A 25,282-nucleotide genomic window follows, 5' to 3' on the forward strand; every position below is an offset into this window, starting at 1 on the left:
GGAACGCCCGCAGCCCGCGAACCCCTAGGAAGGGGTTCTCCTCGGGCTTGGCCCGCAGGAACGGCAGGGTCTTGTCCCCGCCGACGTCCCAGGACCGGAAGGTCACGGGATAGGGGTGGTAGGCGGTCGCGATCGCCTCGTAGGCGTCCACCTGCTCCCGCACGCTCGGCGCCTCGGTCCACCGGGAGAAGACCGCCTCGGTCCGGACGAGCCCGCAGCCCTCGGCCCCCAGACCGGCCCCCAGCCGGGCCACGGCCAGCGAGGAGGCGTTCGCCCGGACCGTGATCCGCGTGCCGTCGCGGGTGAGCGCCGGCAGGTGCGCGTCGGCGAGGGCCCGGGCCCGCACCGACCGTCGGCGCTCCAGCACCCGCTCGAAGGCGGCCCGCACCTCCGGTGGCGGATCGACCTCCAGCCGGCGGCTGCGGACGTCGAAGGCCAGGACGGTGCCCTCGGGGACGTCGGCCCCGGACCCCACGCCGGTGAGGACGGGAACACCTCGTGAGCGGGCGATGAGGACCCCGTGGCCGAGCCCGCTGCCGGAGCGCGTGACGACCCCGAGCACCGACTCCGCGTCCAGGGAGATGGCCAGGGCCGGGTCCAGGTCGTCGACCACCAGCACGCCCCGCCCGACGGCCTCCGGCTCCTCCGCCCCGCGCAGGATGCGCAGGACCCGGTCACCCACGCTCCGCACGTCGGTGGCCCGCTCCCGCTGGTAGGCGTCCGGGAGCTCGCCGAACGCCTCGGCGATGCCGGCGACGGCGTCGCGCCAGGCCACGGCTGCCGCTGCCCCGCCCCTGATGCGCGCCGAGACGTCCTCCTGCAGCTCGGGGTCCCGGAGCATGATCGCGTGCGCGGCGAAGACCTCGGCCTCCCCGTGGCCGAGGTGCCTCTGGGCCCGCTCCTCCAGCTGGGCCAGGCGGTCGACGGCCTCGGCCACGGCCTCATCGACGGCCCGCTGCTCCTCCTCGGGGTCACCCGCCTCCAGCTCGCTCAGCTCCAGGACGGCGCGCGGGATGATGGCAGGCCCGACCGCCGCCTCGAGACCGGTGCCGGCCACCCCCGGCTCGGTGGAGACGGAGGCCGGGACGGGCACCTCGAGGTCGGCCGTTGGCTCCGCGCCCACGGGGGGCAGGTCGCCGAAGGCGGACGCCGCGAGCTCCTCCAGGGAGTCCAGCAGCTCCTGGGCACCGGGCCCCCGGGCCTCGGCGACCACCACGTGCCCCCGGCGGGCGTCGAGGGTGGCGACCGCGGTGATGCTGCGCCCGTCGACCGGTCCGCGCCCCGAGGTGCGGTTGGTCAGCCTCAGCTGGGTCTCCGCCGGGTGCTCACCCAGGGTCGCCACGATCCGCGCCGCCGGGCGGGCGTGCAGGCCGTGCTCCCCGACCACGGAGAGCTCCGCCGACACCCAGCCGTCGGCCCCGTCGAGGACCCCCGCCGACCCCCGGGAGGCCGCACCGCCCGGCACGCCGAGGTCGCCCCCCGGCCCACCGCCGGCGCCGCCGGCACCGACAGCGCCGTCCCCCACCGGCGTCAGGTGCACGGCCTTGGCGGTGAGCGCCCGCTCCGCGTGCTCCGCACAGGTCTGCAGGTCGCCCCCGCCGGTCGCGGTCACCACCGCGACGACCAGTCCCTCCACGAGCGGCGCCGCGCTGAGACGGACCCGTGCGGCCACGTCCGTCCCCACGAGCTCGAGCGCCATCTCGGTGGCCAGGACCGCGCTGCCGAGATCGACCAGGACCAGGGTGCCGTCCCCCCCGGACGCCTCGTCGGCACGCAGGAGGGCCTGCGACACGGCGCTCGCGTCGGTGCCGTGCGTGCCGTCGGCCAGCCCCGCCGCCACCTCCACGTGCGGTCCGCCCACGGCCGGGGTCATCCCGGCGGCCAGCTCACGAGCCGCCTCACCGAGGGCACGGCTGTGGAGACCACCACGAAGGAGATCACGCAGCTCCCCGGGGCGCGGGCTCAGGACAGCGCGGCACCGGCGTCCTCAGCGCAGCGCCTGCGCCGCGGCCTCGAGCAGCAGCGTCGCGCTCGTCGCCCCGGGGTCGAGGTGGCCCGCGCTGCGCTCGCCCAGGTAGGACGCCCGGCCCTTGCGCGCGATCATCTGCTCCGTCGCGTCCCGTCCCTCGCGGGCTGCCCCGGCAGCCGCCGTCAGGCAGTCGGAGAGGCCCCGGCCCTCGGCGGCGGCCTGCTCGTAGGCCTCCAGCGCCGGGGCGAAGGCGTCGTACATCGTCTTGTCGCCACGTTCCGCCTTGCCCCGTGCCACGATGCCGTCCACGCCCGCGCGCAGCGCCTGCCCCATCTGCCGTGCGCCGATCTCGCCCGGTGCCGCCAGCGGCCCGGCGAGACGCAGGAAGAAGGTGCCGTAGAGCGGTCCCGACGCGCCGCCGACCGTGCTCACCAGCACCATCCCGACCTTCTTCAGGTAGGCGTCGACGCTGGGGAACTCCTCGGCCTCGGCGAGCTCGGCGCACGCCGAGAAGCCCCGGTCCATGTTGCTGCCGTGGTCACCGTCGCCGATCGCGCGGTCCAGGTCGGTGAGATAGGTGGCCTGCTCGCCGAGCGTGCGGGCGCTCTCCGCGATCCAGGCCTGGAACGCACTCAGGTCAGCCATGTGTCTCATCCTCACCGTCGAAGAGCCGGGGTGTCCACCGGAGCGTCCCAGCATCGCACCAGCTCGTCGTCGAGCCGCAGCAGGGTCAGGGAGCAGCCGGCCATGTCCAGGGAGGTCACGTAGCTCCCCACGAGGGACCGTGCGACGACGAGCCCCGCCGCCTGCACCAGCGGCACCACCTCGGCGAAGACGAGGTGGAGCTCGAGCAGCGGCGTCCCGCCGAAGCCGTTGACCAGGACCAGCACCGGCTCCCCCCGCGCCGGGGCCAGGTCGGCGAGGACCGGCTCGACCAGCAGGGCGGCGAGCTCCCGCGCGGGTGCCATCGGCACCCGGGCGCGGCCCGGCTCACCGTGGATGCCGACCCCGACCTCGATCTCCTGCGGACCGAGGTTGATGGTGGGTCGCCCCGCCGCCGGCACGGTGCACGAGCTCAGGGCGATCCCCATCGACGCCGCCCGGGCGGCGGTCCGACGCCCGAGCTCGGCGCACCTGTGCAGGTCCGCCCCCTCCTCCGCGGCCGCCCCGACGATCTTCTCCACGAGCAGGGTCGCCGCCACCCCGCGGCGTCCGGCCGTCCAGGTGCTGTCCTCCACCGCGACGTCGTCGGCGACGAGCACCTGCTCCACCCGCACCCCGCTCTCGTGGGCGAGCTCCGCGGCCATCTCGAAGTTGAGCACGTCGCCGGTGTAGTTCTTCACCACGTGCAGGACGCCGGCGCCGCCGTCGACGGCCGTGGTCGCGCCCAGGATCTGGTCGGGGACCGGAGAGGTGAAGACCTCCCCGACGCAGGCGGCGGTGAGCATGCCGACCCCCACGAAGCCGGTGTGGAGCGGCTCGTGGCCCGCCCCGCCACCGGAGACCACCCCCACCCGACCGGGGGCGGGCGCGTCGGCACGCAGCACGATCCGCCGCTCAAGGTCCACCCGCAACGACCGCGGATGGGCCAGGGCCAGGCCCCGCAGAGCCTCCCGGACCACGTCCTGCGGATCGTTGAGGAACTTCTTCATGCGCGTCACTCTCCCACGCCTCGCGGCCTCCGCACGGGGCTGCCGACCCCGGCGCCCGCGTCCCGCGGCCTCAGAAGCCGAGCCGGTCCAGGGCCTTGGGGTCGCGCTGCCAGTCCTTGGCCACCTTGACGTGCAGGTCGAGGTAGACCCGGTGCCCCAGCAGCCGCTCGATCCCCTCGCGCGCCTGGGCCCCGACGTCCCGCAGCCGCGAGCCGCCACGCCCGATGATGATGGCCTTCTGGCTGGGGCGCTCGACGTAGACGTTGACCCTGACGTCGGACAGCGGGTCGTGCTCGGGCCGGTCCTCGCGCGGCACGATCTCCTCGACCTGGACGGCCAGGCTGTGCGGCAGCTCGTCGCGCACCCCCTCCAGGGCGGCCTCCCGGACCAGCTCGGCGATCATGACCGTCGTCGGCTCGTCGCTGATCTGGTCGAGGGGGTAGAGCGGGGGCGACTCCGGGAGATAGGAGGCCAGCAGGTCGGCCACCTCCTCCACCTGGTCGCCACGCACCGCGGAGCACGGGATGATCGCGTCCCAGTCGCCCAGCTGGTCGATGGCCACGAGGTGCTCGGCGAGCCGGTCACGGCTGACGGCGTCGGCCTTGGTCGCGATCGCCACCACCGGCACCCTGCGCACCCGGTGCAGGTCGACGAGGTCCTTGGCGATGTAGGTGTCCCCTGGGCCGACCCGCTGGTCGCTGGGCAGGCAGAAGCCGATGACGTCGACCGACAGCAGGGTGTCGCGCACGAGGTCGTTCAGCCGCTGCCCCAGCAGCGAGCGCGGCCGGTGCAGGCCGGGGGTGTCGACGAGGACCAGCTGGGCGGTCGGGGTCGTGCGGATCCCGCGGATCGCGTGCCGGGTCGTCTGCGGCTTGGAGGAGGTGATGGCCACCTTGCTCCCGACCAGGGCGTTGGTCAGGGTCGACTTGCCGGCGTTGGGTCGTCCCACCAGGGACGCGAAGCCGCTCCGGTATGTCGTCTGCTCAGCGGGCACCGCTGCTCACCTCCTCCTCGGGGCCGCCGGCGACGGCAGCGCCGGCGTCCCCACGCTCGTCCTGACCCGACCGGTGGGCGGCCGGGTCCTCGTCCGACTCCTCGGGCAGGCGACGCACCAGGACGGTCGCCACCCGGCGTCGCCGCCCCGCCATCCGCTCGGCCGTGAGCTCGAGCCCGGCGACCTGCCCGACGGAGCCCTGGATCGGCACCATCCCGATGGCGGTGGCCAGGAGCCCGCCGACGGAGTCGACGTCCTCGGTCTCGATCGGCACCTCGAACATCTCGGCCAGGTCGTCCACCGGCATGCTCGCCGGGACGCGGGTGACCTCGGTGCCGTCGTCGGTGACGACCTGCTCGACCTCGAGCTGCTCCCGGTCGTACTCGTCGGTGATCTCGCCGACGATCTCCTCGATGACGTCCTCCATGGTGATGATGCCGGCGGTCCCGCCGTACTCGTCGATGACGAGGGCGATCTGCTGGCGGCCCTGCTGCATCTCCCGCAGCAGCTCGCCGACGCGCTTCATCTCGGGAATGCGCTGGACCGGCCGCATGAGCTCGGTGACGGGCACCGAGCTCGCCGCGCTCCCCCTGCTGTTGACCGCCCGGGTGACGTCCTTGAAGTAGAGCACCCCCAGGACGTCGTCGGTGTCCTCCCCGACGACCGGGATGCGGGAGAAGCCGGAGCGCAGGAACAGGCTCATGGCCTGACGCAGGACCTTCTCGGACTTGATCGTCACCAGGTCCGGCCGCGGCACCATGACCTCGCGGGCCACGGTGTCCCCGAGCTCGAAGATGGAGTGGATCATCTCCCGCTCCCCCTCCTCGATCACGGCCGACTCACCCGCGAGGTCGACGAGGTCGCGCAGCTCGGCCTCCGTGGCGAACGGGCCGTCGGCATACCCCGGCCGGGCGTGACGGCGTTGCCGAAGAGGATGAGCAGCTTGGCGACCGGGCCGAGGAAGAGCCGCAGCAGCCGCACGACGGGAGCGGTGAGCAGGGCCACCTGCTCGCTGTGCTGCCGGCCCAGGGTGCGCGGCGAGACCCCGACGACGACGAAGGAGATGACGACCATGACCCCGATCGCGATGAGGGCGGTGCGCCAGTGGGAGTCGGTGAGGGTGTCGACGGCGACCGTGACGACGACGGCGGTGGCCGCCTCGGCGGCCACCCGCACGAAGGTGGCGACGGCCAGGTAGGGGGCGGGGTCGTGCGACATCCGGACCAGCGCCCTGGCACCGGGGCGCCCCTCGTCGAGCAGCTGCTCGGCGCGGTGCCGGCCCACGCGCTGCAGCGCGGTCTCGCCGGCGGACAGCAGGAAGGCGATCACCGTGGTGGTGATGGCGATGAGCACCAGGGTGATCACGTGCGACCGGCCTCCGGGGCGGCGGTGGTGCTGCGCCCACGCTGGGCCAGGAAGGTCAGCAGCAGGGTCCGCTGCAGGTCGAACATCTCCCGCTCCTCGGCCGGCTCCGCGTGGTCGAAGCCCAGCAGGTGCAGCAGGCCGTGGGTGGTGAGCAGCAGGAGCTCGTCACCGACCGCGTGGCCCGCGGCCAGCGCCTGGGTGCGCGCCACGGCCGGGCACAGCACGACGTCCCCCAGGACACCCTCGGCCGCCGGCCCGTCCTCCCGCCCCGGGCGCAGCTCGTCCATGGGGAAGCTCATCACGTCGGTCGGCCCCGGCAGGTCCATCCACTGCTCGTGCAGGGAGGCCATCGTGCCCTCGTCGACCAGGGTGATCGTCACCTCGGCCCGCGGGTGCACGCGCAGCTGCTCCAGGACGTGCCGGGCCAGGTCGACCAGCTCCTGCTCCGGGACGGGCGAGGGCACCTCACCGGACTCGTTGAGGACCTCGACGCTCACGGGGTCGGGGTCCCCTCACCCAGCCGGTCGACCTGGGGCCCTGGGCGGCGCCCGTCCGGGCGGGAGCGGCGGGGGCCGGTGTGCTGCCGTGCGTCATAGCGGCCGTAGGCGTCGACGATGTCCCCGATGAGACGGTGACGGACGACGTCCTGGCTGGTGAGGCGGGCGAAGTGGATGTCCTCGACGCCGTCGAGGATCTCCTGGACCACCTTGAGCCCGGACTGGACCCCGCCGGGGAGGTCGACCTGGGTCGTGTCGCCGGTGACGACCATCTTGGACCCGAAGCCGAGTCGGGTGAGGAACATCTTCATCTGCTCGGGCGAGGTGTTCTGCCCTCGTCCAGGATGATGAAGGCGTCGTTGAGGGTCCGTCCGCGCATGTAGGCCAGGGGTGCCACCTCGATGGTGCCGGCCGCCATGAGCTTGGCCATCGACTCGGGTCCACCATGTCGTGCAGGGCGTCGTAAAGGGGCCGCAGGTAGGGGTCGATCTTGTCGGTGAGCGTGCCCGGCAGGAAGCCCAGCCGCTCCCCCGCCTCCACCGCGGGCCGGGTCAGGATGATCCTGTTGACCTGCTTGGCCTGCAGCGCCGCGACGGCCTTCGCCATCGCGAGGTAGGTCTTGCCGGTGCCGGCCGGGCCCAGCCCGAAGACGATGGTGTGGGCGTCGATGGCATCGACGTAGTGCTTCTGGTTCAGCGTCTTGGGCCGGATGGTGCGGCCCCGGTTGGAGACGATGTTCATCGTCAGCACGTCGGCCGGGCGGTCCGCGCTGGCGGCCCGCAGCATGCCGATGCTGCGCTCCACGGCGTCGCGGTTGAGGGGCTGGCCCCGCCCGACGATCGCGAGCAGTTCGTCGACCAGGCGCTCCACGAGGGCCAGCTCGGCGGAGTCGCCGACGAGCCGGAACTCGTTGCCCCGCACGTGCACGTCCACCTGGGGGAAGGCCCGCTCCATCGTGCGCAGCAACTCGTCCCCGGGGCCGAGCAGGGAGACCATCGGCACGTCGTCGGGCACGACGACGGTGTGGGTGGGGCGTGGACGGCTGGATCGCTCGGTGTCGGGCTGCGTCATGAGGGCACCCAGTCTACGGCGTGCGGGCCCGCCGGCGCTGACGACCGACAGGGCGCCGACCCCGACCGCGACCGCGAGCGTGCCCACGAACGCGGTGTGGGGGGCGGCGGTGTAGGTCAGCCCGAAGACCACCCCCACGTGACGGCGAGCGCGAAGGCGCTCGTGAGTGCCTCACCGACCTGGAGGGAGGAGGAGTTCTTCCCGATCTCCGCCGGGGGCGAGAGGCGCATCGTCAGCAGCGAGGTCGTGGGGTAGGCCAGACCGACCCCCAGCGTGGCCAGGCCGTAGATCCCGATGATCACCCACCCGGGCCAGGACGCCCAGACGGCGAGGGCGAGGACGCCCATGAGCCCGGTGTAGAGGAGCACGCCGGTGAGCATGACGTGGTACCGGTCCGTGCCGGGGCCGAGCCTGCCCTGCACGAAGGAGCCCAGGGCCCACGCGACCGACGCGGCGGCCAGGACGGCTCCCGCCCCGGCCGGCGTGTAGGCGTACTGGTCCTGCAGCATGAGGGGCAGGTAGGCCTCCGCGGCCACGAAGGACCCGCCCACCGTGGCGCGGACGCCCACGACCGAGGGCAGCCCCCGGCCCAGGGTGAGGGTGCCCGGGGGGAGCAGTCGCCAGGCGGCCAGCGCCAGGACGGCCAGGACGACCGGGCCCACCACCCACTCGATCCCGTCGATGCGCTCGCCGGACAGGTTGAGCAGGCCGACGGCCGCGGCCGCCAGGACCGCCCAGCCGATCGTCGCCGGCCGCAGGTAGGGCGCGTCCGAGCTCGGGCGGGTGCCCCGCAGGGCCGGGCGCAGCACCGCCATTGCCACCACCACCAGCGGTGGCACGGACAGGAAGACCCACCGCCAGGAGAGGTACTCGACGACGGCGCCGGTGAACAACGGACCCACCAGGCCGGGCACGACCCAGGCCGCGGCGAGCAGGGAGAAGACGAAGGGTCGTCGCTCGTCCGGCACCAGCTGGGCGATGACCACGTAGAGGGCCACGGTCGCCAGACCGCTCCCCAGCCCCTGCAGGGCCCGGCCACCGACGAAGACCTCCATGGTGGGCGACAGCCCGGCCACGACCAGGCCCCGGCGAAGGCGAGGGTCCCGGCCTGCACCACGGGGCGTGGCCCGGCGCGGTCCGACCACCACCCGCCCACGACCATCCCGACGACGCTGGCCGCGACGGTGGCGCCGAAGGCCATGTTGTAGAGCGCGAAACCGTCCAGGGCGGACGCCACGGTGGGCATGGCGGCCCCGACCGCGATGTACTCCAGGGCGAAGAGCGCGATGAGCGCGGTGGCGCCGGCGGCGGTGGGCGCGCAGCGTCGGCTCGGGCCTCACCGCCACCTGCTGCGGGCGTTGAGCACGGCCAGGGCGGCCGGCCCGGCGGTGGAGGTGCGCAGCACCGTGGTGCCCAACCGGACGGCCCGGGCCCCGGCGCCGGTCAGCGCCTCCAGCTCCTGCGGTGAGACGCCGCCCTCGGGACCGACGACCAGGAGCACCTCGCCGGACGTCGGGAGCTCCACGGCACCCAGCGCCTCGGCTGCCTCCTCGTGCAGGACCAGGGCGAGCGTCGCGTCCCGCACCCGGTGCAGGAGGTGCTGCCGCGAGGCCAGGTCGGCCACCACCGGCACCCGGGCCCGGCGGGACTGCTTGGTCGCTGCGGCGACGGTCTGCTCCCACCGACGGCGCGCCTTCTCCGCGCGCTCCTCGCGCCACCGGACGATCGACCGGTCGGCCTGCCAGGGGACGATCTCGTCGACGTCGAGCTCGGTCGCCGCCTCCAGGGCCAGGAGGTCGCGGTCGCCCTTGGCCAGGGCCTGGACGAGCACCCACCGGGGCGAGTGCTCGGGCACGTCCTCGACCGCGTCCACGGCCAGGTCCAGGACGCTCCTGCCTGCCGCGGTGACGGTGCATCGCGCCAGCCGGCCGGCACCGTCGGAGATCAGGACCGGCTCGCCCGGTCCCAGCCGCTGGACGTCGGCGGCGTGCCGGCCCTCCGGGCCCTCGAGCCGATAGGCCGCCGGACCGGGGCCCGCCGCATCCCCCAGCGCCCCGAGGGGCACCAGGAAGAGGGGTGCCGTCACCTCATCGGCCCCGCAGCGCGTCCCAGAGCTTGCTGCCCCGGCGGCCGTGGGCGGCGCCGGCCATGCGACCGGTCGGACGCGACTCGCCACGGAGCTCGGCCAGCTGGGACATCAGCTCGCGCTGCTCGTCGGTGAGGGCGGTCGGCACCTTGACGTCGAGGTGGAGGATCACGTCGCCCCGACCCTCCTGCCGCAGGTGGGTGACGCCCTGGCCGCGCAGGGTGATCGTCTCCCCCGGCTGGGTGCCCGGGGGGAGCTCGACCTCGCTGCCGCCGTCGAGGGTCTCGACGGGCAGGGTGGCCCCGAGGGCCGCGGCCGTCATCGGCACCTCGAGGGTCGCGTGCAGGTCGTCACCGCGCCGGGTGAAGGTCTCGTGGGGCTCGACGGCGATCTCGACGTAGAGGTCCCCCGGCTCACCGCCGTAGGGCCCGACCTCGCCCTCGCCCCCGAGCTGGATCCGGGTGCCGGAGTCGACCCCGGCCGGCACCCTCAGGGTCAGGTCGCGGCGGGTCCGCACACGCCCCTCGCCCGAGCAGTCGAAGCAGGGGTGCTCGATGACGTCGCCGTAGCCCCGGCACGCCTGGCACGGACGGGAGGTCATGACCTGGCCCAGGAAGGAGCGCTGCACCTGCTGCACCTCGCCCCGCCCGCTGCAGACCTGGCAGGTCCGGGTGCCCGAGCCTGGCTGCGCGCCGGCGCCCGAGCAGGTGGTGCACAGCACCGCGGTGTCGATGTGGAGGGTCTCCTCGCCGCCGAAGACGGCGGTCGCGAGGTCGATGTCCAGCCGGACGAGGGCGTCGTGGCCGCGCTGGACCCGCGAGCGCGGCCCCCGAGCGCCGGCGGCCGTCCCGCCGAAGAAGGCGTCCATGATGTCGCTGAAGGTGAAGCCCTGGCCGAAGCCGCCCGTCGCCCCGCCGTAGGGGTCCTGCCCCCGGTCGAAGGCGGCCCGCTTGGCGGCGTCCCCGAGCACGTCGTAGGCCTGGCTGACCCGCTTGAACTCGGCCTCGGCGTCGGCACCGGGGTTGACGTCGGGGTGGAGCTGGCGGGCCTTCTTGCGGTAGGCCTTCTTGATCTCCTCGGCGGTGGCCTCGCGGGAGACCCCGAGATCGGCGTAGTAGTCGTTCACAGCGTGAGGCGTCCTTGGTGGTGGCGGGTCGGATGGGCTCTGGGATGGCTAACGGGCGAGGGCGCTCGGGTATGCCGTGAGATCGCTCACCCGTCGAGGATCTCGGCCACGTAGTGGGCGACGGCGCGCACCGTGGCCATGGCCTGCGGGTAGTCCATGCGGGTCGGGCCGACGACCCCCAGACCGCCGGCCGAGCCGTAGGTCGTGGCGATCACCGACGTGGTCCGCAGCGGCTCGTAGGGGTTCTCCGCCCCGATCGAGACGGCGAGGCCGTCGCCGTCCCCGAGGGACGCCATACCTCCCAGGAGCTTGAGGAGCACCACGTGCTCCTCAAGCGCCTCGAGGACCTGGGACAGGGAGGTCGGGAAGTCGCTGCCGACCCGGGCGAGGTTGGCCGTGCCGGCCAGCACCACGCGCTCCTCGGTCTGCTCCTCGGCGGCGGCAGCGAGCGCCCGGGCCACGGTGGTGGCGACGACCCGGTCCTCCGGGGCGACCCGGTCTGCCACGCCCGCGAGCCGGGCCGCGACGGCGGGCAGCGCCTCACCCGCGGCCAGCTCGTTGATCAGGGTGCGCAGGTGCGCGACCAGCTCGGGATGGTCGGTCACGTCGCGGCCGACCTCCACCACCCGCTGCTCGACCCGCCCGGTGTTGACGATGAGGACGATCATCAGCCGAGGGCCGCCGATGGGCACCAGCTCCACGTGGCGGACGGTGGAGCGTGACAGGGAGGGGTACTGCATCACCGCGACCTGGTGGGTCAGGCTGGACAGCAGCCGGGTCGTGCGGGCCACCACGTCGTCCAGGTCCACTGCGCCGTCGAGGAAACGGGCGATCGCCGCACGCTCGGCGCGGCTCATGGGCTTGACCTCGGAGAGCCGGTCCACGAACAGGCGGTAGCCGGCGTCGGTCGGGATGCGGCCGGCGCTGGTGTGCGGGGCGCTGATCAACCCCTCCTCCTCCAGCGCGGCCATGTCGTTGCGGACCGTGGCCGCCGAGACACCCAGCTGGTGCCGCTCGAGCAGCGCCTTGGACCCGACCGGCTCGGAGCTGCGGACGTAGTCCTGCACGATCGCGCGCAGCACCTCCAGACGTCGACCTTCGCTCATCCCCTCGCTCACCTCCGGACCTGGGATCGTCGTCGGGACGGACCGGGGCCGGGCGGCGCGGACCTCGCGGCGCACCCTGGCACTCCCGGGCACCGAGTGCCAGTCTACGTGGTCGGCGGCGGCAGGTGCAGATCTGCGGCGCCCCCCTCCTACGATGGGCGCATGAGCGAGGTGCGAATCGAGTCGGACAGCATGGGCGAGGTCGAGGTCCCGACGGACCGGTACTGGGGGGCGCAGACCCAGCGCAGCATCCAGAACTTCCCGATCGGCCGCGACACCTTCGTCTGGGGGCGGCCCGTCATCAAGGCGCTCGGCATCCTCAAGAAGGGGGCGGCGCAGGCGAACGCCGAGCTGGGCGAGCTGCCGCAGGACGTGGCCGACCTCATCGTGCGGGCCGCCGACGAGGTGATCGCCGGCGACCTGGACGACCACTTCCCCCTCGTGGTCTTCCAGACCGGGTCGGGCACCCAGAGCAACATGAACACCAACGAGGTGATCTCCAACCGCGCGATCGAGCTGGCCGGCGGGACGATGGGCAGCAAGACGCCCGTTCACCCCAACGACCACGTCAACCGCGGGCAGAGCAGCAACGACACCTTCCCGACGGCCATGCACATCGCCGTGCTGCTGGAGCTGCGCGACCGGCTCGAGGGGGACGTCGCGCTCCTGCGCGACACGCTGGCCGCCAAGGCGGAGGACTACGCCGACGTCGTCAAGGTCGGGCGGACCCACCTGCAGGACGCGACCCCGATCACGCTGGGGCAGGAGATCGGTGGCTGGGTGGCCCAGATCGACTACGCCATGGCGCAGGTGCGTCACGCCGGCCAGGGGCTGACCGAGCTGGCGATCGGCGGCACCGCCGTCGGCACCGGCCTCAACGCCCACCCCCGCTTCGGCGACCTGGCCGCGCGGCGGATGGGCGAGGAGGCGGGCCTGGAGCTGACCTCCGCGGCCAACAAGTTCGCCGCCCTGTCCGCGCACGACGCGCTGGTGCAGACCTCTGCGGCGCTGCGCACCCTCGCCGGGGCGCTGATGAAGATGGCGAACGACGTCCGCTGGCTCGCCTCCGGTCCGCGCAACGGGATCGGCGAGCTGGTCATCCCGGAGAACGAGCCGGGGTCGAGCATCATGCCCGGCAAGGTCAACCCGACCCAGGCCGAGGCGCTCACCATGGTCGCCACCCGGGTCTTCGGCAACGACGCGACCGTCGCCTTCGCCGGGACCCAGGGCAACTTCCAGCTCAACGTCTACAAGCCCGTCATGGTCCATGCCGTGCTGGAGAGCATCCGGCTGCTGGGGGACGCGAGCCGCGCCTTCAACGACGGGTGCGCCGTGGGTCTGGAGCCCAACACCGAGCGGATCGAGGCCAACCTGGCCAGCAACCTCATGCAGGTCACGGCCCTCAACCCGCACATCGGCTACGACAAGGCAGCCGCGATCGCCAAGAAGGCCCACAAGGAGGGCACCACCCTGCGCGAGGCGGCCCTGGCCAGCGGGGACGTGACCGGGGAGCAGTTCGACGCCTGGGTGGTGCCGGCCGACATGACCGGGCCGCGCGGGCGAGCCTGACCGCTGCCGGCGCCCGCACCGCATACCGTCGCCTGCTGTGAGCGACAGGTATGGGTCAGACGTCCTGAGCGGTGACTGGCGGGCCCCGACCCGCGGCCGGTCCCGGCCGGTCGAGGCCGAGACCGGTCTGGTCGTCGAGGACGTGGAGACCGGTTGGTGCGGCGCCGTGGTCCGCGTGGAGAAGGCCGGCGGCATGCAGGTCGTGCACCTGGAGGACCGGCGCGGACGGACCCGGGGGTTCCCGCTGGGTCCGGGCTTCCTCGTCGAGGGCGAGCCCGTCGTCCTCACCGTGCCCACGGCGGGGCGCAGCGCGGCAGCGACCGCCGCGGCCCGGACCCGGACGGCCAGCGGATCGGTCAAGGTCGTCGGTCACCGGGCGCGCGTGGCCAGCGGCTCCCGGATCTGGGTCGAGGGCCGGCACGACGCCGAGCTGGTCGAGAAGGTCTGGGGCGACGACCTGAGGGTGGAGGGCGTCGTCGTCGAGATGCTCGACGGGGTCGACGACCTGGCGGCCGAGATCCGCGCCTTCGCCCCCACCCCGGACCGCCGGCTGGGGATCCTCGTCGACCACCTCGTCCCGGGCACCAAGGAGAGCCGGATCGTGGCCGAGGCCGAGCGCGTCAGCCCCCACGCACGCATCCTCGGCCACCCCTACGTCGACGTCTGGCAGTCGGTGAAGCCGGCCCGGCTGGGGCTGACCGCCTGGCCGGTGATCGAGCGGGGGCGGTCGTGGAAGCACGGGGTCCTGGCCGAGCTCGGCTGGCCGCACGACTCCCAGGCGGACGTCGCGCGGGGCTGGAAGAAGATCCTGGGCACGGTACGTTCCTACAGTGACCTGGAACCGACGCTGCTCGCCAGCGTCGAAGAGCTGATCGACTTCGTCACGGTTCCATGACCTCCAAAGGAGTGAGCGCAATGACCCAGACTCCCCCCCCCCTACGGCGGCCAACCGCCCCGGACCTCTCCCCCCGGCCAGGGCCCCACCTACGGCCAGCAGCCCCAGGACCGCCCCGGCGCCGGCTACCCCGCCCCGCAGGGCGGCGACCGCCCGGGCTCCCCGGTGGACGGCGAGGAGCGCACGATGATGCTCGTCGCCCACCTGTCGGCCCCGGCCTCCATGCTGCTGAGCGTCGGGTGGCTGCCCTTCCTCGGCCCCCTGCTCGTGTGGTTGTTCTACAAGGACCGCAGCCGGGCCGTGCGGACCGCGGCCGCCGGCGCCTTTAACTTCAACATCACGATGACCATCGCCTCGGTCCTTACCTGGATCAGCGTGATCCTCACGCTGGGCATCGGCTTCCTCTGGGCGATCCCGATCTGGATCGTGCTCTTCCTCGTCCAGATCTGGGCGCACGTGCGCGGGGCCATGGCCGCCACCCGGGGCGAGGTCTACGACTACCCCTTCCAGATCCGGCTGCTCAGCTGAGCCGGCTCCCCGGCGGCTCGCCCGGCGTGTCAACCGCGACACGCCATACCCGAGAAAAAAGTGGCCGCCGGGGGGTTGCGCTCCGCACGGCGGAGGGCTAGACATGTCCTACGCACTCCCGCAAGGGAGAGCGGGTCGCAAGACTCGTCGAGGATTCGATGATCCGACCGGTGCTCGCACCTGTCGGTGAACACCCTGGTGATGCAGGGCAGAGCCTCAGACACCTTCGCGGCCGTCCGGTCCATCACGGCTGGTCCGTGGCCCGGTTCGCGGACTCATGCTCCGCGAACCGGGCCACACCTCTGTGCGCCTCGGACGTCGGCCCTGCTGGCTCATACCCGGCAGGGACTGCCTCATTGTGCGCCGCCCGGGTGCCGGGACGGCGACACCGCGGTGGCGTGTCGGTGAACTCCTCGACGGTCGGTCTCAGCGGTCCTCGGCCAGCAGCCGGTGGACCACGGTGTCGGCGAGCAGCCGCCCGCGGAGGGTGAGCACGACCCGGCCGCCCACCGCCGCACGACCGTCCACCAGCCCGTCGGCCACGAGCCCGGCCACGGCCGTGCGGCCGGCGCGCGTGAGCTCGGCCAGCGGCAGACCGTCGGCGAGCCGGACCCCCAGCAGCACCCGCTCGTCGGACCTCTCCGCGGGGCCCAGCACCTCCCGGGCGTGGGCGGGGCTGTCGCCCGCCCGCAGGCGGTCCGCGTAGGCACGGGGATGTTTGACGTTCCACCACCTCACCCCGCCCACGTGGCTGTGCGCGCCCGGCCCGACCCCCCACCAGTCGCTGCCCCGCCAGTAGGCCAGGTTGTGCTCGCACCGGGCCGACGGTGACCTGGCCCAGTTCGAGATCTCGTACCACCCGTACCCGGCGGCGGCCAGGACCTGCTCGGCCAGCTCGTACTTGTCCGCCTCGTCGTCGTCGTCGGGCGCCGGCACCTCACCGCGGCGCACCCGGGCGTGCAGCCTGGTCCCCTCCTCCACGACCAGCGCGTACGCGGACACGTGGTCGGGCGCCAGCGACGTCACCAGCTCCAGGCTGCGCCGCCAGTCCTCCAGCGACTCCCCCGGGGTGCCGTAGATGAGGTCGAGGCTGACCTGCATCCCGGCCTCCCGGACGGCCAGCACGGCCCGCTCGACGTTGGCCGGGTCGTGGGTGCGGTCCAGGGTGCGCAGCACGTGCGGGACCGCTGATTGCATCCCCACGCTGACACGCGTGAACCCCTGCGCCGCAAGCCTCCCGGCGACCTCAGGGGTGACCGTGTCAGGGTTGGCCTCAGTGGTCACCTCGGCCCCCGGCGCCAACCCCCACCGGTCCCGTATGTCGTGCAGCAGCCCACCCAGCTGCTCCGGCGCGAGCATCGTCGGGGTGCCGCCGCCGACGAAGACGGTCGACACCGGTGGCGGGCCGCTCCCGCCACCCCTGAGGACGGCGTCGGCCAGCGCGAGCTCGGCGTGGGCCGCGGCGAGGAAGGTGTCGGTCAGCGAGCGGCCCTCCGGCGAGGTCGCCCCCTTCCCCGGGATCGCGCCCCCCACCCCCAGCTCGGGCAGCGTGTAGGTGTTGAAGTCGCAGTAGCCACAGCGCACCCGGCAGAAGGGCACGTGGACGTAGACGGAGAAGGGACGGGACCCCATACCCTCCAGCGCCGCAGGCGGGAGCGAGCCGTCGGCCGGGGCGGGCTCACCGGGGGGGAACGCGGACGGCATACCCTGCAGTCTCCCAGACCTGCGGACCAGGACCGACTCAGTCGCGATCGGGGCACGTGCCCCGCTTCTGTCGACCGAGGCTCGACATCCCCGACGCAACGGGGCACCGGCCACGCTCACCGGCATGACTCAGGCGTGGCCGGGAAAGAAACGGCGCCATTCCTGGCTGCGGCGGCCGACGGGGAGTCCGCGTTGGTGGAAGATGCGGGCCAGCCGCTCCACGGTCCGACCGGGCGTCCGGTAGATGTCCTTGCCGACCAGCGTGACGATCCGCCACTCGGCGTCCTCGAACTCCTCCCGGCGCCCCAGGTCGGCCTCCCACTGCTCCTCACGTTCGACATGGTGCCGCCCGTCGTACTCCACGGCGGTCCGCGTGGCGCGGTCGCCGGCGTCGAGACGTCGGCGCAGGTAGCCGTGGTCGTCGTGGAAGCGGAGGTCGGTCTCGAGCTCCGGCAGCCCGGCGAGCACGCGGAGCAGCCGGCACCGGGTCTCCATCGGCGAGTCGACACCCTGGCGCACCAGTCGGGACGCTCGCCTGGCCAGCCGGGAGCCACGGCCGCTCGCGGCGTCGGCGGCGGCGACCAGTGCCTCGGGCGTGGTGCGTCCGCGCCGCACCAGGCTGTCGCCGAGGATGACGAGGTCCACGAGGTTGAGCTGCGCGGCCATGTCGAGGAAGGTGTCCACCGGGGTGGTGACGGGCACACCCCGGAAGACGGTCGGGACCCGGGCCGAGGAGTGGACCAGCACATCGCTGCGGTCGGAGCGGGGTGTCCCGCGCGGGACGCTGACGTGGAGCCGCTCGCTGAGCGGCGCCACCGCGCGGTAGAGGGCCGCAGCCGTGTGGTGGGAGACGAACGCCGCCCGATGCGTGGCGAGCAGTGCCGCCCTCGCCTCGACGTAGCCGTCGACCTTGACCTGGTGGGAGATGTAGACGCCCCGCAGGAGCAACCGGTACCGGCCGGACGTCAACGCATGGTGCGTGATTCCGGCGGCCAGGGCCGCCTTCCGGCTGAAGGGCTTGGTGGTGTCGAGCTGCGGGCGCATTCTCCGACCCTGCCCTGTTGCGCAGCCGATCGGCGGAGGTTGTCCACAGGCGTGCAGGGCCGTCGGCATGACCCGGGTCGCCGCACCCACCCACCTCCCCCAACACCAGCGAGTGCCCCGGTCGCGTCGGCCGTTCGGGCGCTCGATCGACGTTTCCGGGGCACGTGCCGCCGCCGGGGGCCGCCGCCGGGGGCCGTCGCCGGGTCTACCGCAGGGCGTAGGCGAGGTCGGTGATGGTGCGACCCGCCTCGGTGCCGCGCCGCTCGAAGCGGGTCACCGGCCGCAGCGGCGCCCGGTCGGTCGACACCAGCCGCAGGCGCGGCTCGGCGCCCACGACCTCGCGCATCGCCACCGCGTAGTCGTCCCAGTCGGTCGCCAGCCGCCAGGTGCCGTCCGGCGTCAGCAGGTCGGCGACCGTGGCGGCGAACTCCGGGGTGACGATCCGTCGCTTGTGGTGGCGTGCCTTGGGCCACGGGTCGGGGAAGAAGGTCCAGACCTCGCGCACCGTCCCGGGCTCCAGCATGGTCCGCAGGGACACGGCGGCGTCCGCCTCCACGACGCGCAGGTTGGGCAGCGCCGCACCCCCCGTCGCGGTCTCCATCTTGGCCAGGGCGTGCCCGATCCCGGGCCGCCAGACCTCGAAGGCCAGGAAGTCCCGACCGGGCTCCTGCAGGGCACCGGCGACGAGGGCGTCACCGGACCCCGACCCGACCTCGACCACGAGGGGGGCCCGCCGCCCGAAGACCTCCTCCGGGTCGAGCCGGTAGGCCGGGTCCACGACCGTGGACCCCTCGCCCGCGGGTCGCGGCACCTCGAGCACGACGCGATCGGCCCACCGGTCCCACGCCGCCTGGTGGGTGCGCGGCATGCGCCCGCCCCGCCGGGTGAACGACCGGGTGCGGGCCAGCGGCCTGGGCCCGATGACCGGGTGGCGCAGGGCGAAGTGGCCGGGCGGCGGCGTCGGGGAGCCGGTCACTTCTTGGTCTTCTCGACCGCCGACCCGTCCTGGGAGAGCGCGGCGATGAAGGCCTCCTGCGGCACCTCGACGGAGCCGACCATCTTCATCCGCTTCTTGCCCTCCTTCTGCTTCTCCAGCAGCTTGCGCTTGCGGCTGATGTCACCGCCGTAGCACTTGGCCAGCACGTCCTTGCGGATGGCGCGGATGGTCTCGCGGGCGATGACGCGCGCCCCGATCGCCGCCTGCACCGGCACCTCGAACTGCTGCCGCGGGATGAGCTCCTTGAGCTTGCCCGCCATCTGCACGCCGTAGGCGTAGGCCTTGTCGCGGTGCACGATCGAGCTGAAGGCGTCCACCGTGTCGCCCTGCAGCAGGATGTCCACCTTGACGAGGTCGGCCTCCTGCGTCCCGTCGGGCTCGTAGTCGAAGGACGCGTAGCCGCGGGTGCGGGACTTCAGGGCGTCGAAGAAGTCGAAGACGATCTCGGCCAGCGGGAGCGTGTAGCGCATCTCCACCCGCTCCGGGGAGAGGTAGTCCATCCCCCGCAGGGTGCCCCGCCTGCTCTGGCACAGCTCCATGATCGCGCCGATGAACTCGCTGGGCGCCAGGATCGTGCTGCGCACGACCGGCTCGGTGATGGAGGCCACCCGGCCGGAGGGGAACTCGCTGGGGTTGGTGACCTCGATGACCTGCCCGTCGTCGAGCCTCACCTCGTACTCCACGTTGGGGAGGGTGGAGATCAGGTCCAGGTTGAACTCGCGCTCCAGGCGCTCCCGCACGATCTCGAGGTGCAGCATGCCCAGGAAGCCCACGCGGAAGCCGAAACCCAGCGCGGCGGAGGTCTCCGGCTCGTAGACGAGCGCCGCGTCGTTGAGCTTGAGGCGGTCCAGGGCGTCCCGGAGGATCGGGTAGTCGGAGCCGTCGATCGGGTAGAGACCCGAGAAGACCATCGGCCGCGGCTCCTTGTAGCCGGCCAGCGCCTGGGTAGCCGGGTTGCGCTCCCCCGTGACGGTGTCGCCGACCTTGGACTGGCGGACGTCCTTCACCCCGGTGATGAGGTAGCCGACCTCGCCGACCCCCAGCCCCTTGCACGCCACCGGCTCCGGGCTGCTGACACCGATCTCGAGCAGCTCGTGGGTGGCGCGCGTCGACATCATCGCGATCCGCTCCCGCGGTGACAGGTGCCCGTCGATCACCCGCACGTAGGTGACCACCCCGCGGTAGGTGTCGTAGACCGAGTCGAAGATCATCGCCCGGGCCGGGGCGTCGGCCCTGCCGACCGGCGGCGGGATCAGCTCGACGATCCGGTCCAGCAGCTCCGTGACCCCCTCGCCCGTCTTGCCGGAGACCTTCAGGACCTCCGACGGGTCGCAGCCGATGAGACCGGCCAGCTCCTCGGCGTACTTCTCCGGCTGGGCCGCCGGCAGGTCGATCTTGTTGAGGACCGGGATGATGGTGAGGTCGTTCTCCATCGCCAGGTAGAGGTTGGCCAGGGTCTGCGCCTCGATGCCCTGCGCCGCGTCGACGAGCAGCACCGCCCCCTCGCAGGCGGCCAGGCTGCGGCTCACCTCGTAGGTGAAGTCCACGTGCCCGGGAGTGTCGATCATGTTCAGGACGTGGGTGCCCGCCTCGACGGCCCAGGGCATGCGCACGGCCTGGGACTTGATAGTGATCCCCCGCTCGCGCTCGATGTCCATGCGGTCGAGGTACTGCGCCCGCATCTGGCGCGCGTCGACGACGCCCGTCTCCTGCAGCATCCGGTCGGCCAGGGTGGACTTCCCGTGGTCGATGTGGGCGATGATGCAGAAGTTGCGGATCAGCTCGGGCGGGGTGGCCGCCGGCTGGGGCACCGTGGCGGGGCGGGCAAGGGGTGACACGCTGGGTCTCGACCTCGTCAGGTATGTCGTGGGCTGGGCAGTCCTCCCAGTGTCCCACGGCTCGCGGGTGAGGTCAGTCCGCGGCCACCGCGGACGGGCCGAGGAAGCGGACGAAGGCCCGGAGGCGACCGTCGCCGTGGTCCCGGATCTCGGCATACCCCAGCGACTCGTAGAAGGACCGCTGACCCGGCTCGTCGTCGGTGAGCAGCACCTGCTGGCGCACGTGCGCGAACGGCTCCATCGCGGCCTGCACCAGGGCCCGGCCGACGCCCTCGCGCTGCAGCTCGGGACGGACGAGCACGTCCTGGAGGTAGGCGACGCTCGCCCCGTCGGACAGCACGCGGGCCAGACCCAGCAGGTCACCGTCGTAGCGGGCCGTGACGACCCGGGTGGAGCCGTCGACGGCGGCCTCCAGGGCGTCCGGGTCGGTGGTGTAGGACGTCCATCCGACGGCGTCGTAGAGCGTCAGCAGCTCCTCGCGGCTCGGACGTTCATCGGCGGTGATGACGATCTCGTGGGAGGCCACGCCCCTACCCTAGACCGGCCCGGTGCCGTCCGCAGGCGGGTCCACCTCGGGCCCGTGCACCCGCTCGCGCGGCTCGACGGTCTGGGCGGCGATCAGGTCGGGCACGCTGAGCAGCCCGACGGCGTAGCGCTCGGCGAACGGGTCCCACACGCGGTACTCCGCCAGCGCGGCCCGCTTGGCGTCGCAGGCCGCGGTGGAGAGCGGGACCGGGCTGCCCAGGGACTCGTCCACGAGGTCCACCGGCACGTGGAAGAGGCAGTCCTCGACCACACCCTCGGCGTGAGCCTGCCGCACCGCCTCCCCCGCCGCCGCGTGGTCGGGGTGGGGATCCAGGTAGGACATCGTCCGGTGGCTCGCCCCGGGGTGGAGGCGGGCCATCTCCTCCACCACCGTGCGCACCAGCTCGACGCTCAGCTGCCCGTCGGGGAGGTCCTTGACGTGGACGTCGGCGGGCGCCACACCCAGGTGGTGCACGGAGCGGCGCAGGTCCGCCACCCGGCTGCGCTCGAGGCCCTCCCGCGTCACCTGCTGCCCCAGGCGTTCGTTGATCCACGGCAGCACCCTCGAGGCCCCGCCGCTGGTGAGGGATACCACCACCGTGCGCCGGTTGCGCTCCGACCAGATGCTGGCCCCCATGTAGATGGCCTCGTCGTCGGGGTGGGGCACGTAGTAGACCACCGGCGGTCGGGCCCGGTGCAGGACGGCCCTCGCCGCCCCGACCGCCAGGGTGCGGGCTGCGTGCCGGGGCCCCCGCGCCTGCCGCCCGCGCCGCAGGTCACGCTCCTGGCGCTCGAGCTCCACGGCGGCGCTGCGCTCCCGGTCCTCCCGCACCCGGTCGGCCCGCACCTGGGCGTCCACCGGCGGCGGGGGCCCGCTGCGCAGCCGCACGGGTGGGGCGGCCGCCGTGAGCGCCGGACGGTCGTGACGGAACCGGTAGGAGAGGGTCGAGCGGTCGGTCCACTCGTACTTCCAGGGGTACCGCCCGGCCCCGAGGTCGAAGCGGTCGACGTCCCCCCGGGCGTAGAGGTGCTCGAGGATGTCGTACTGGATCACCTTGCCCATGCGGTAGTCGGCCACGTCGGGGTGGTAGGCGCTGTTCCACGAGAGCAGGGTCCGACCGTGCACGAAGCAGGTGCGGTAGCCGAGCAGGGTCCCGTCCGCGCCCTCGAGGAGGAAGGTCAGGCCCGTCCCCGGCTCGGCGTAGATGCGCCGGTAGTGCTCGACCCGCCGCTCGTCGTCCCAGAGGGAGTGACGCTCCGTCCGTCCCCGCGCCCGCAGGAAGTCCCGCTCCGCCCGGTGCAGCTCGGCCATCCGGTCCAGGACGCCCTCCGCGTCGCCCTCCACGACCCGGAACCTGGCCCCCTTGTCCCGCAGCAGCCTGTTGCGGTACTTCCGCGTGTGCGAGGGGAGGCGGTCGGCGGTGAAGGCCTCGAAGTCCGGGTACTCGCGCAGGTCGAGGTACGGGTTCTCGGACAGGGGGGTCAGCCGCGTGTGGTGCTCCGAGCGCAGCAGGGCGGCCGAGAACGGGGTGGAGGCCGGGATGTTGGTGAGGTTGAGGATGTCCCAGTCGCTCTGCCCGAGGACGGCGTCCATCAGGGCCTGGGTCACCGTCCCGGCGGGGAGCTCCGGCTCGAGCAGGAAGGCCAGGTAGTCGCCGTGGGAGGCGAAGCGCACCTCCTTGATCGGCACGCCGTAGCGTGTCTGGGGGCGGTAGGAGAGCGGAGCCACGCCGACCAGGTCGCCGTTGTGGCGGGCGGTGACCACCAGCAGCTCGTGCCCGTCGTCCCGGCCGTAGGCCGCCCACCACGCCCGCACGACGGCGAAGGTGGAGTAGAAGGGGACGTGGGTGTCCCGGGCCTGCAGCTCCTCCCACTCGCTACCCAGCGACTCCAGGCCATCGCTGTCGCGGACGATCTCGATCTCCACGTCTCACCTCCTGCGCCGGGGGATCTGGATCATCACCCGGAAGGGCCGGACGAGCACCAACCGACGCGCCGGACGGATGCCGACGTGGCGGTAGCTGGCGATCGATGCGGCGTTCCGGTCGTTGATGACCACCACCCCGGTCCGCATCCCCCGCTCGCGCGCGAGCTCGCAGCGCCGGCGGATGCTGTAGACGTGCAGCCCCCGCCGCCGGTGGCTCGGGAAGACCTGGTCGTCGACGAAGAGGACCTCGTGCCGGCGCAGCCGCACGACGTGGGAGAGGTAGTGGTCGACGAACCGGCGGTAGGCGAGGTGGCAGTACCCCGCCCAGCTGCCGTCGGCGTCCCGGATCAGGTATGCCGTGATGTCGGCAGCCCCGATCCGCTCCCGCAGCTGGTCGTACTTGCGGTCGGTCAGGTCGGGACAGGTGGCGCGCATCTCGTCCAGGTCGGCCTGGTTGACGGGCACGAGGGCGGGGCCGGCACCTGCCGTCACCCCCGGCGGCGGCCCGGCGGCGGCGTCGGCGTCCAGGTCGAGGACGTAGCGGTGCAGGTGCCAGTAGCTCCCGGGGCGGCGCAGGGCGCGCAGGCGCGGCAGGAGGGGCTGCATCCCGCGATCCTACCCACCGGGCACCGCACCCGATCCCCTATGGTGGGTTGCACGATACGGTTCACTGATTCCGCGATGCGGAAGACGAAAAGGAGCGCCATGACCGAGCAGTCCGCAGCCCCCACCCTCGAGCTTCCCGACGGCGTCGAGGTGACCGGAGCCCTGAAGCCCGGCTACCAGGAGATCCTCACCCCCCGCGCTCTCCAGCTCGTCGCGATCCTCCACCGGGACCTGGAGCCGCGCCGCCAGGAGCGGCTCACCGCCCGCGCGGAGGTCGTGCAGGCCGTCGCCGACGGCCAGGACCTCGACTTCCTGGCCTCGACCGCGAGCATCCGCGAGGACGACACCTGGCGGGTCGCGGACCCCGCGCCCGGACTGGTCGACCGCCGGGTGGAGATGACGGGCCCCACCGACCGCAAGATGACGATCAACGCGATGAACTCCGGCGCCCGCGTGTGGCTGGCCGACCAGGAGGACGCCAACACGCCCCTGTGGGAGAACGTCGTCGAGGGGCAGGTCAACCTCCGCGACGCGATCGCGGGGACCATCTCCTTCACCTCCCCCGAGGGCAAGGAGTATGCCCTGAGCACCACCGACCAGAGCCAGCTGCCGACGATCGTCATGCGCCCCCGGGGGTGGCACCTCGACGAGAAGCACATCACCGTCGACGGCCAGCGGGTGGCCGGCGGGCTGGTCGACTTCGCCCTCTACATGGCGGCGAGCGCCCAGCTGCAGATCGACGCCGGCAAGGGCCCCTACTTCTACCTGCCGAAGATGGAGCACCACCTCGAGGCACGGCTCTGGAACGACGCCTTCAACCTGGCCCAGGACTTCCTGGGCATCCCGCGCGGCACCATCCGGGCCACCTGCCTGGTGGAGACCTACCCCGCCGCCTTCCAGATGGAGGAGATCCTCTACGAGCTCCGTGAGCACTCGGCCGGCCTGAACGCCGGTCGCTGGGACTACCTGTTCAGCATCATCAAGACCTACCGCACCCGTGGCACCGACTTCGTGCTGCCCGACCGACCGCAACGCGGTGACCATGACCGCGCCGATGATGCGCGCCTACACCGAGCTGCTCGTCCGCACCTGTCACAAGCGCGGGGCGCACGCGATCGGCGGGATGGCCGCCTTCATCCCCTCCAAGGACGAGGAGGTCAACGCGGCCGCCTACGACAAGGTCCGGGCCGACAAGTCCCGCGAGGCGCAGGACGGCTTCGACGGATCCTGGGTCGCCCACCCGGGCATGGTCGCCACCTGCCTCGAGGTCTTCGACGAGGTCCTGGGCGAGCGCCCCAACCAGGTCGACAGGACCCGGGACGACGTCAGCGTCTCGGCCGCCGACCTCCTGTCGGTCAAGGACACCCCCGGCGAGGTGACCGAGCAGGGCCTGCGCGCCAACATCGACGTGGGGCTGCAGTACCTCGCCGCCTGGCTGACCGGGCGCGGCGCGGTGGGCATCCACAACCTCATGGAGGACGCGGCGACCGCCGAGATCTCGCGCAGCCAGGTCTGGCAGTGGATCCACAACGACGTTCCCCTCGCCGACACCGGGGAGACCGTCACCAGGGAGCTGGTCGAGCGGCTGGTCGAGGAGGTCGTGCCGACCCTGCCGGGCGAGCCGGAGCAGTATGCCGAGGCCAAGGACCTCTTCCTGCAGGTCGCCGTCGCGGACGAGTACGCGGACTTCCTCACCGTGCCCGCCTACGAGACGATGCCCTGACCGTCCCGGCGCACGGGTGATCACGGGTGCGGCCCGGGCCGGAGGGCCCGGGCCGCGCTC

20 protein-coding genes and 3 pseudogenes are annotated in these 25,282 nt (G+C 73.1%); 4 read left to right on the forward strand and 19 right to left on the reverse strand.

From position 1 onward, the window contains the following. Positions 1 to 55: 55 nt before the first annotated feature. From E3Z34_RS10905 to hrcA, 12 genes and pseudogenes are all read right to left on the reverse strand, one after another. A pseudogene (locus E3Z34_RS10905) lies at positions 56 to 1,873 on the reverse strand (phosphoenolpyruvate-utilizing N-terminal domain-containing protein); the annotation flags it as partial. Between the two features lie 114 nt (positions 1,874 to 1,987). Further along, entirely contained in the window at positions 1,988 to 2,614 is a 627-nt protein-coding gene (gene dhaL / locus E3Z34_RS10910) for a dihydroxyacetone kinase subunit DhaL (RefSeq protein ID WP_134773616.1), read from the reverse strand. A gap of 11 nt (positions 2,615 to 2,625) precedes the next feature. Further along, positions 2,626 to 3,621, reverse strand: coding sequence for a dihydroxyacetone kinase subunit DhaK (dhaK, locus tag E3Z34_RS10915; RefSeq protein ID WP_134773617.1), 996 nt, complete (start codon positions 3,619 to 3,621; stop codon positions 2,626 to 2,628). Between the two features lie 70 nt (positions 3,622 to 3,691). Next, positions 3,692 to 4,615 (reverse strand): GTPase Era, encoded by a 924-nt coding sequence (gene era / locus E3Z34_RS10920; protein WP_134773618.1) that lies wholly within the window; start codon positions 4,613 to 4,615, stop codon positions 3,692 to 3,694. Continuing rightward, the gene (locus E3Z34_RS19840) at positions 4,605 to 5,447 is read right to left on the reverse strand and encodes a hemolysin family protein (protein WP_338043717.1); all 843 of its coding nucleotides are present in this window, start codon (positions 5,445 to 5,447) and stop codon (positions 4,605 to 4,607) included. The genes era and E3Z34_RS19840 overlap by 11 nt, the downstream gene beginning before the upstream one ends. Beyond that, the gene (locus E3Z34_RS19845; RefSeq protein WP_338043718.1) at positions 5,444 to 5,980 is read right to left on the reverse strand and encodes a CNNM domain-containing protein; all 537 of its coding nucleotides are present in this window, start codon (positions 5,978 to 5,980) and stop codon (positions 5,444 to 5,446) included. The genes E3Z34_RS19840 and E3Z34_RS19845 overlap by 4 nt, the downstream gene beginning before the upstream one ends. Next, positions 5,977 to 6,477: an rRNA maturation RNase YbeY gene (gene ybeY, locus E3Z34_RS10930; RefSeq protein WP_134773619.1), complete on the reverse strand. Its 501-nt coding sequence runs from the start codon at positions 6,475 to 6,477 to the stop codon at positions 5,977 to 5,979. The genes E3Z34_RS19845 and ybeY overlap by 4 nt, the downstream gene beginning before the upstream one ends. Then, positions 6,474 to 7,548: pseudogene (locus tag E3Z34_RS10935) on the reverse strand (PhoH family protein). The gene ybeY and the pseudogene E3Z34_RS10935 overlap by 4 nt, the downstream one beginning before the upstream one ends. A gap of 116 nt (positions 7,549 to 7,664) precedes the next feature. After that, the gene (locus E3Z34_RS10940; RefSeq protein WP_238695120.1) at positions 7,665 to 8,696 is read right to left on the reverse strand and encodes an MFS transporter; all 1,032 of its coding nucleotides are present in this window, start codon (positions 8,694 to 8,696) and stop codon (positions 7,665 to 7,667) included. A gap of 188 nt (positions 8,697 to 8,884) precedes the next feature. Further along, complete coding sequence (locus E3Z34_RS10945) at positions 8,885 to 9,634, reverse strand: 16S rRNA (uracil(1498)-N(3))-methyltransferase (protein WP_134773620.1); 750 nt, start codon at positions 9,632 to 9,634, stop codon at positions 8,885 to 8,887. Position 9,635: 1 nt separating this feature from the next. Then, complete coding sequence (gene dnaJ, locus E3Z34_RS10950; RefSeq protein WP_134773621.1) at positions 9,636 to 10,760, reverse strand: molecular chaperone DnaJ; 1,125 nt, start codon at positions 10,758 to 10,760, stop codon at positions 9,636 to 9,638. 86 nt (positions 10,761 to 10,846) lie between these two features. Further along, positions 10,847 to 11,866 carry a heat-inducible transcriptional repressor HrcA gene (gene hrcA, locus E3Z34_RS10955; protein WP_134774865.1) on the reverse strand — a complete coding sequence of 340 codons (1,020 nt, stop codon included), beginning with the start codon at positions 11,864 to 11,866 and terminating at the stop codon, positions 10,847 to 10,849. A 162-nt stretch (positions 11,867 to 12,028) separates the two neighbouring features. On the opposite strand from hrcA, the gene fumC reads away from it, so the two are divergent. The 3 genes from fumC (at position 12,029) to E3Z34_RS10970 (ending at position 14,858) form a co-directional block, all read left to right on the forward strand. Beyond that, entirely contained in the window at positions 12,029 to 13,435 is a 1,407-nt protein-coding gene (fumC, locus tag E3Z34_RS10960) for a class II fumarate hydratase (RefSeq protein ID WP_134773622.1), read from the forward strand. A gap of 37 nt (positions 13,436 to 13,472) precedes the next feature. Next, entirely contained in the window at positions 13,473 to 14,330 is an 858-nt protein-coding gene (locus E3Z34_RS10965) for a DUF3097 domain-containing protein (RefSeq protein WP_134773623.1), read from the forward strand. Positions 14,331 to 14,516: 186 nt separating this feature from the next. Beyond that, positions 14,517 to 14,858, forward strand: a complete 342-nt coding sequence (locus E3Z34_RS10970; protein ID WP_134773624.1) for a DUF4870 domain-containing protein — start codon at positions 14,517 to 14,519, stop codon at positions 14,856 to 14,858. Positions 14,859 to 15,284: 426 nt separating this feature from the next. Here the strand turns inward: E3Z34_RS10970 and hemW are convergent, their stop codons facing one another. From hemW to E3Z34_RS11005, 7 genes are all read right to left on the reverse strand, one after another. Next, on the reverse strand, positions 15,285 to 16,562 hold the full coding sequence (hemW, locus tag E3Z34_RS10975) for a radical SAM family heme chaperone HemW (protein ID WP_134773625.1): 1,278 nt from the start codon (positions 16,560 to 16,562) through the stop codon (positions 15,285 to 15,287). A gap of 129 nt (positions 16,563 to 16,691) precedes the next feature. After that, on the reverse strand, positions 16,692 to 17,606 hold the full coding sequence (locus E3Z34_RS10980) for a hypothetical protein (RefSeq protein ID WP_134773626.1): 915 nt from the start codon (positions 17,604 to 17,606) through the stop codon (positions 16,692 to 16,694). A 205-nt stretch (positions 17,607 to 17,811) separates the two neighbouring features. Beyond that, positions 17,812 to 18,582: a tRNA (guanosine(46)-N7)-methyltransferase TrmB gene (gene trmB / locus E3Z34_RS10985; protein ID WP_134773627.1), complete on the reverse strand. Its 771-nt coding sequence runs from the start codon at positions 18,580 to 18,582 to the stop codon at positions 17,812 to 17,814. Then, complete coding sequence (lepA, locus tag E3Z34_RS10990) at positions 18,579 to 20,441, reverse strand: translation elongation factor 4 (RefSeq protein ID WP_134773628.1); 1,863 nt, start codon at positions 20,439 to 20,441, stop codon at positions 18,579 to 18,581. The genes trmB and lepA overlap by 4 nt, the downstream gene beginning before the upstream one ends. Positions 20,442 to 20,514: 73 nt before the next feature. Next, the gene (locus tag E3Z34_RS10995) at positions 20,515 to 20,967 is read right to left on the reverse strand and encodes a GNAT family N-acetyltransferase (RefSeq protein WP_134773629.1); all 453 of its coding nucleotides are present in this window, start codon (positions 20,965 to 20,967) and stop codon (positions 20,515 to 20,517) included. 9 nt (positions 20,968 to 20,976) lie between these two features. Continuing rightward, the gene (locus tag E3Z34_RS11000; protein WP_134773630.1) at positions 20,977 to 22,893 is read right to left on the reverse strand and encodes a GNAT family N-acetyltransferase; all 1,917 of its coding nucleotides are present in this window, start codon (positions 22,891 to 22,893) and stop codon (positions 20,977 to 20,979) included. Between the two features lie 3 nt (positions 22,894 to 22,896). Further along, the gene (locus E3Z34_RS11005) at positions 22,897 to 23,499 is read right to left on the reverse strand and encodes a GNAT family N-acetyltransferase (RefSeq protein ID WP_134773631.1); all 603 of its coding nucleotides are present in this window, start codon (positions 23,497 to 23,499) and stop codon (positions 22,897 to 22,899) included. Positions 23,500 to 23,598: 99 nt separating this feature from the next. Between E3Z34_RS11005 and aceB the strand changes: the two are divergent. Continuing rightward, positions 23,599 to 25,222 (forward strand): annotated as a pseudogene (gene aceB, locus E3Z34_RS11010) (malate synthase A). The last annotated feature ends 60 nt before the right edge of the window (positions 25,223 to 25,282 follow it).

It is taken from the genome of Ornithinimicrobium flavum, assembly GCF_004526345.1.
In the GTDB taxonomy this organism is placed as follows: domain Bacteria; phylum Actinomycetota; class Actinomycetes; order Actinomycetales; family Dermatophilaceae; genus Ornithinicoccus; species Ornithinicoccus flavus.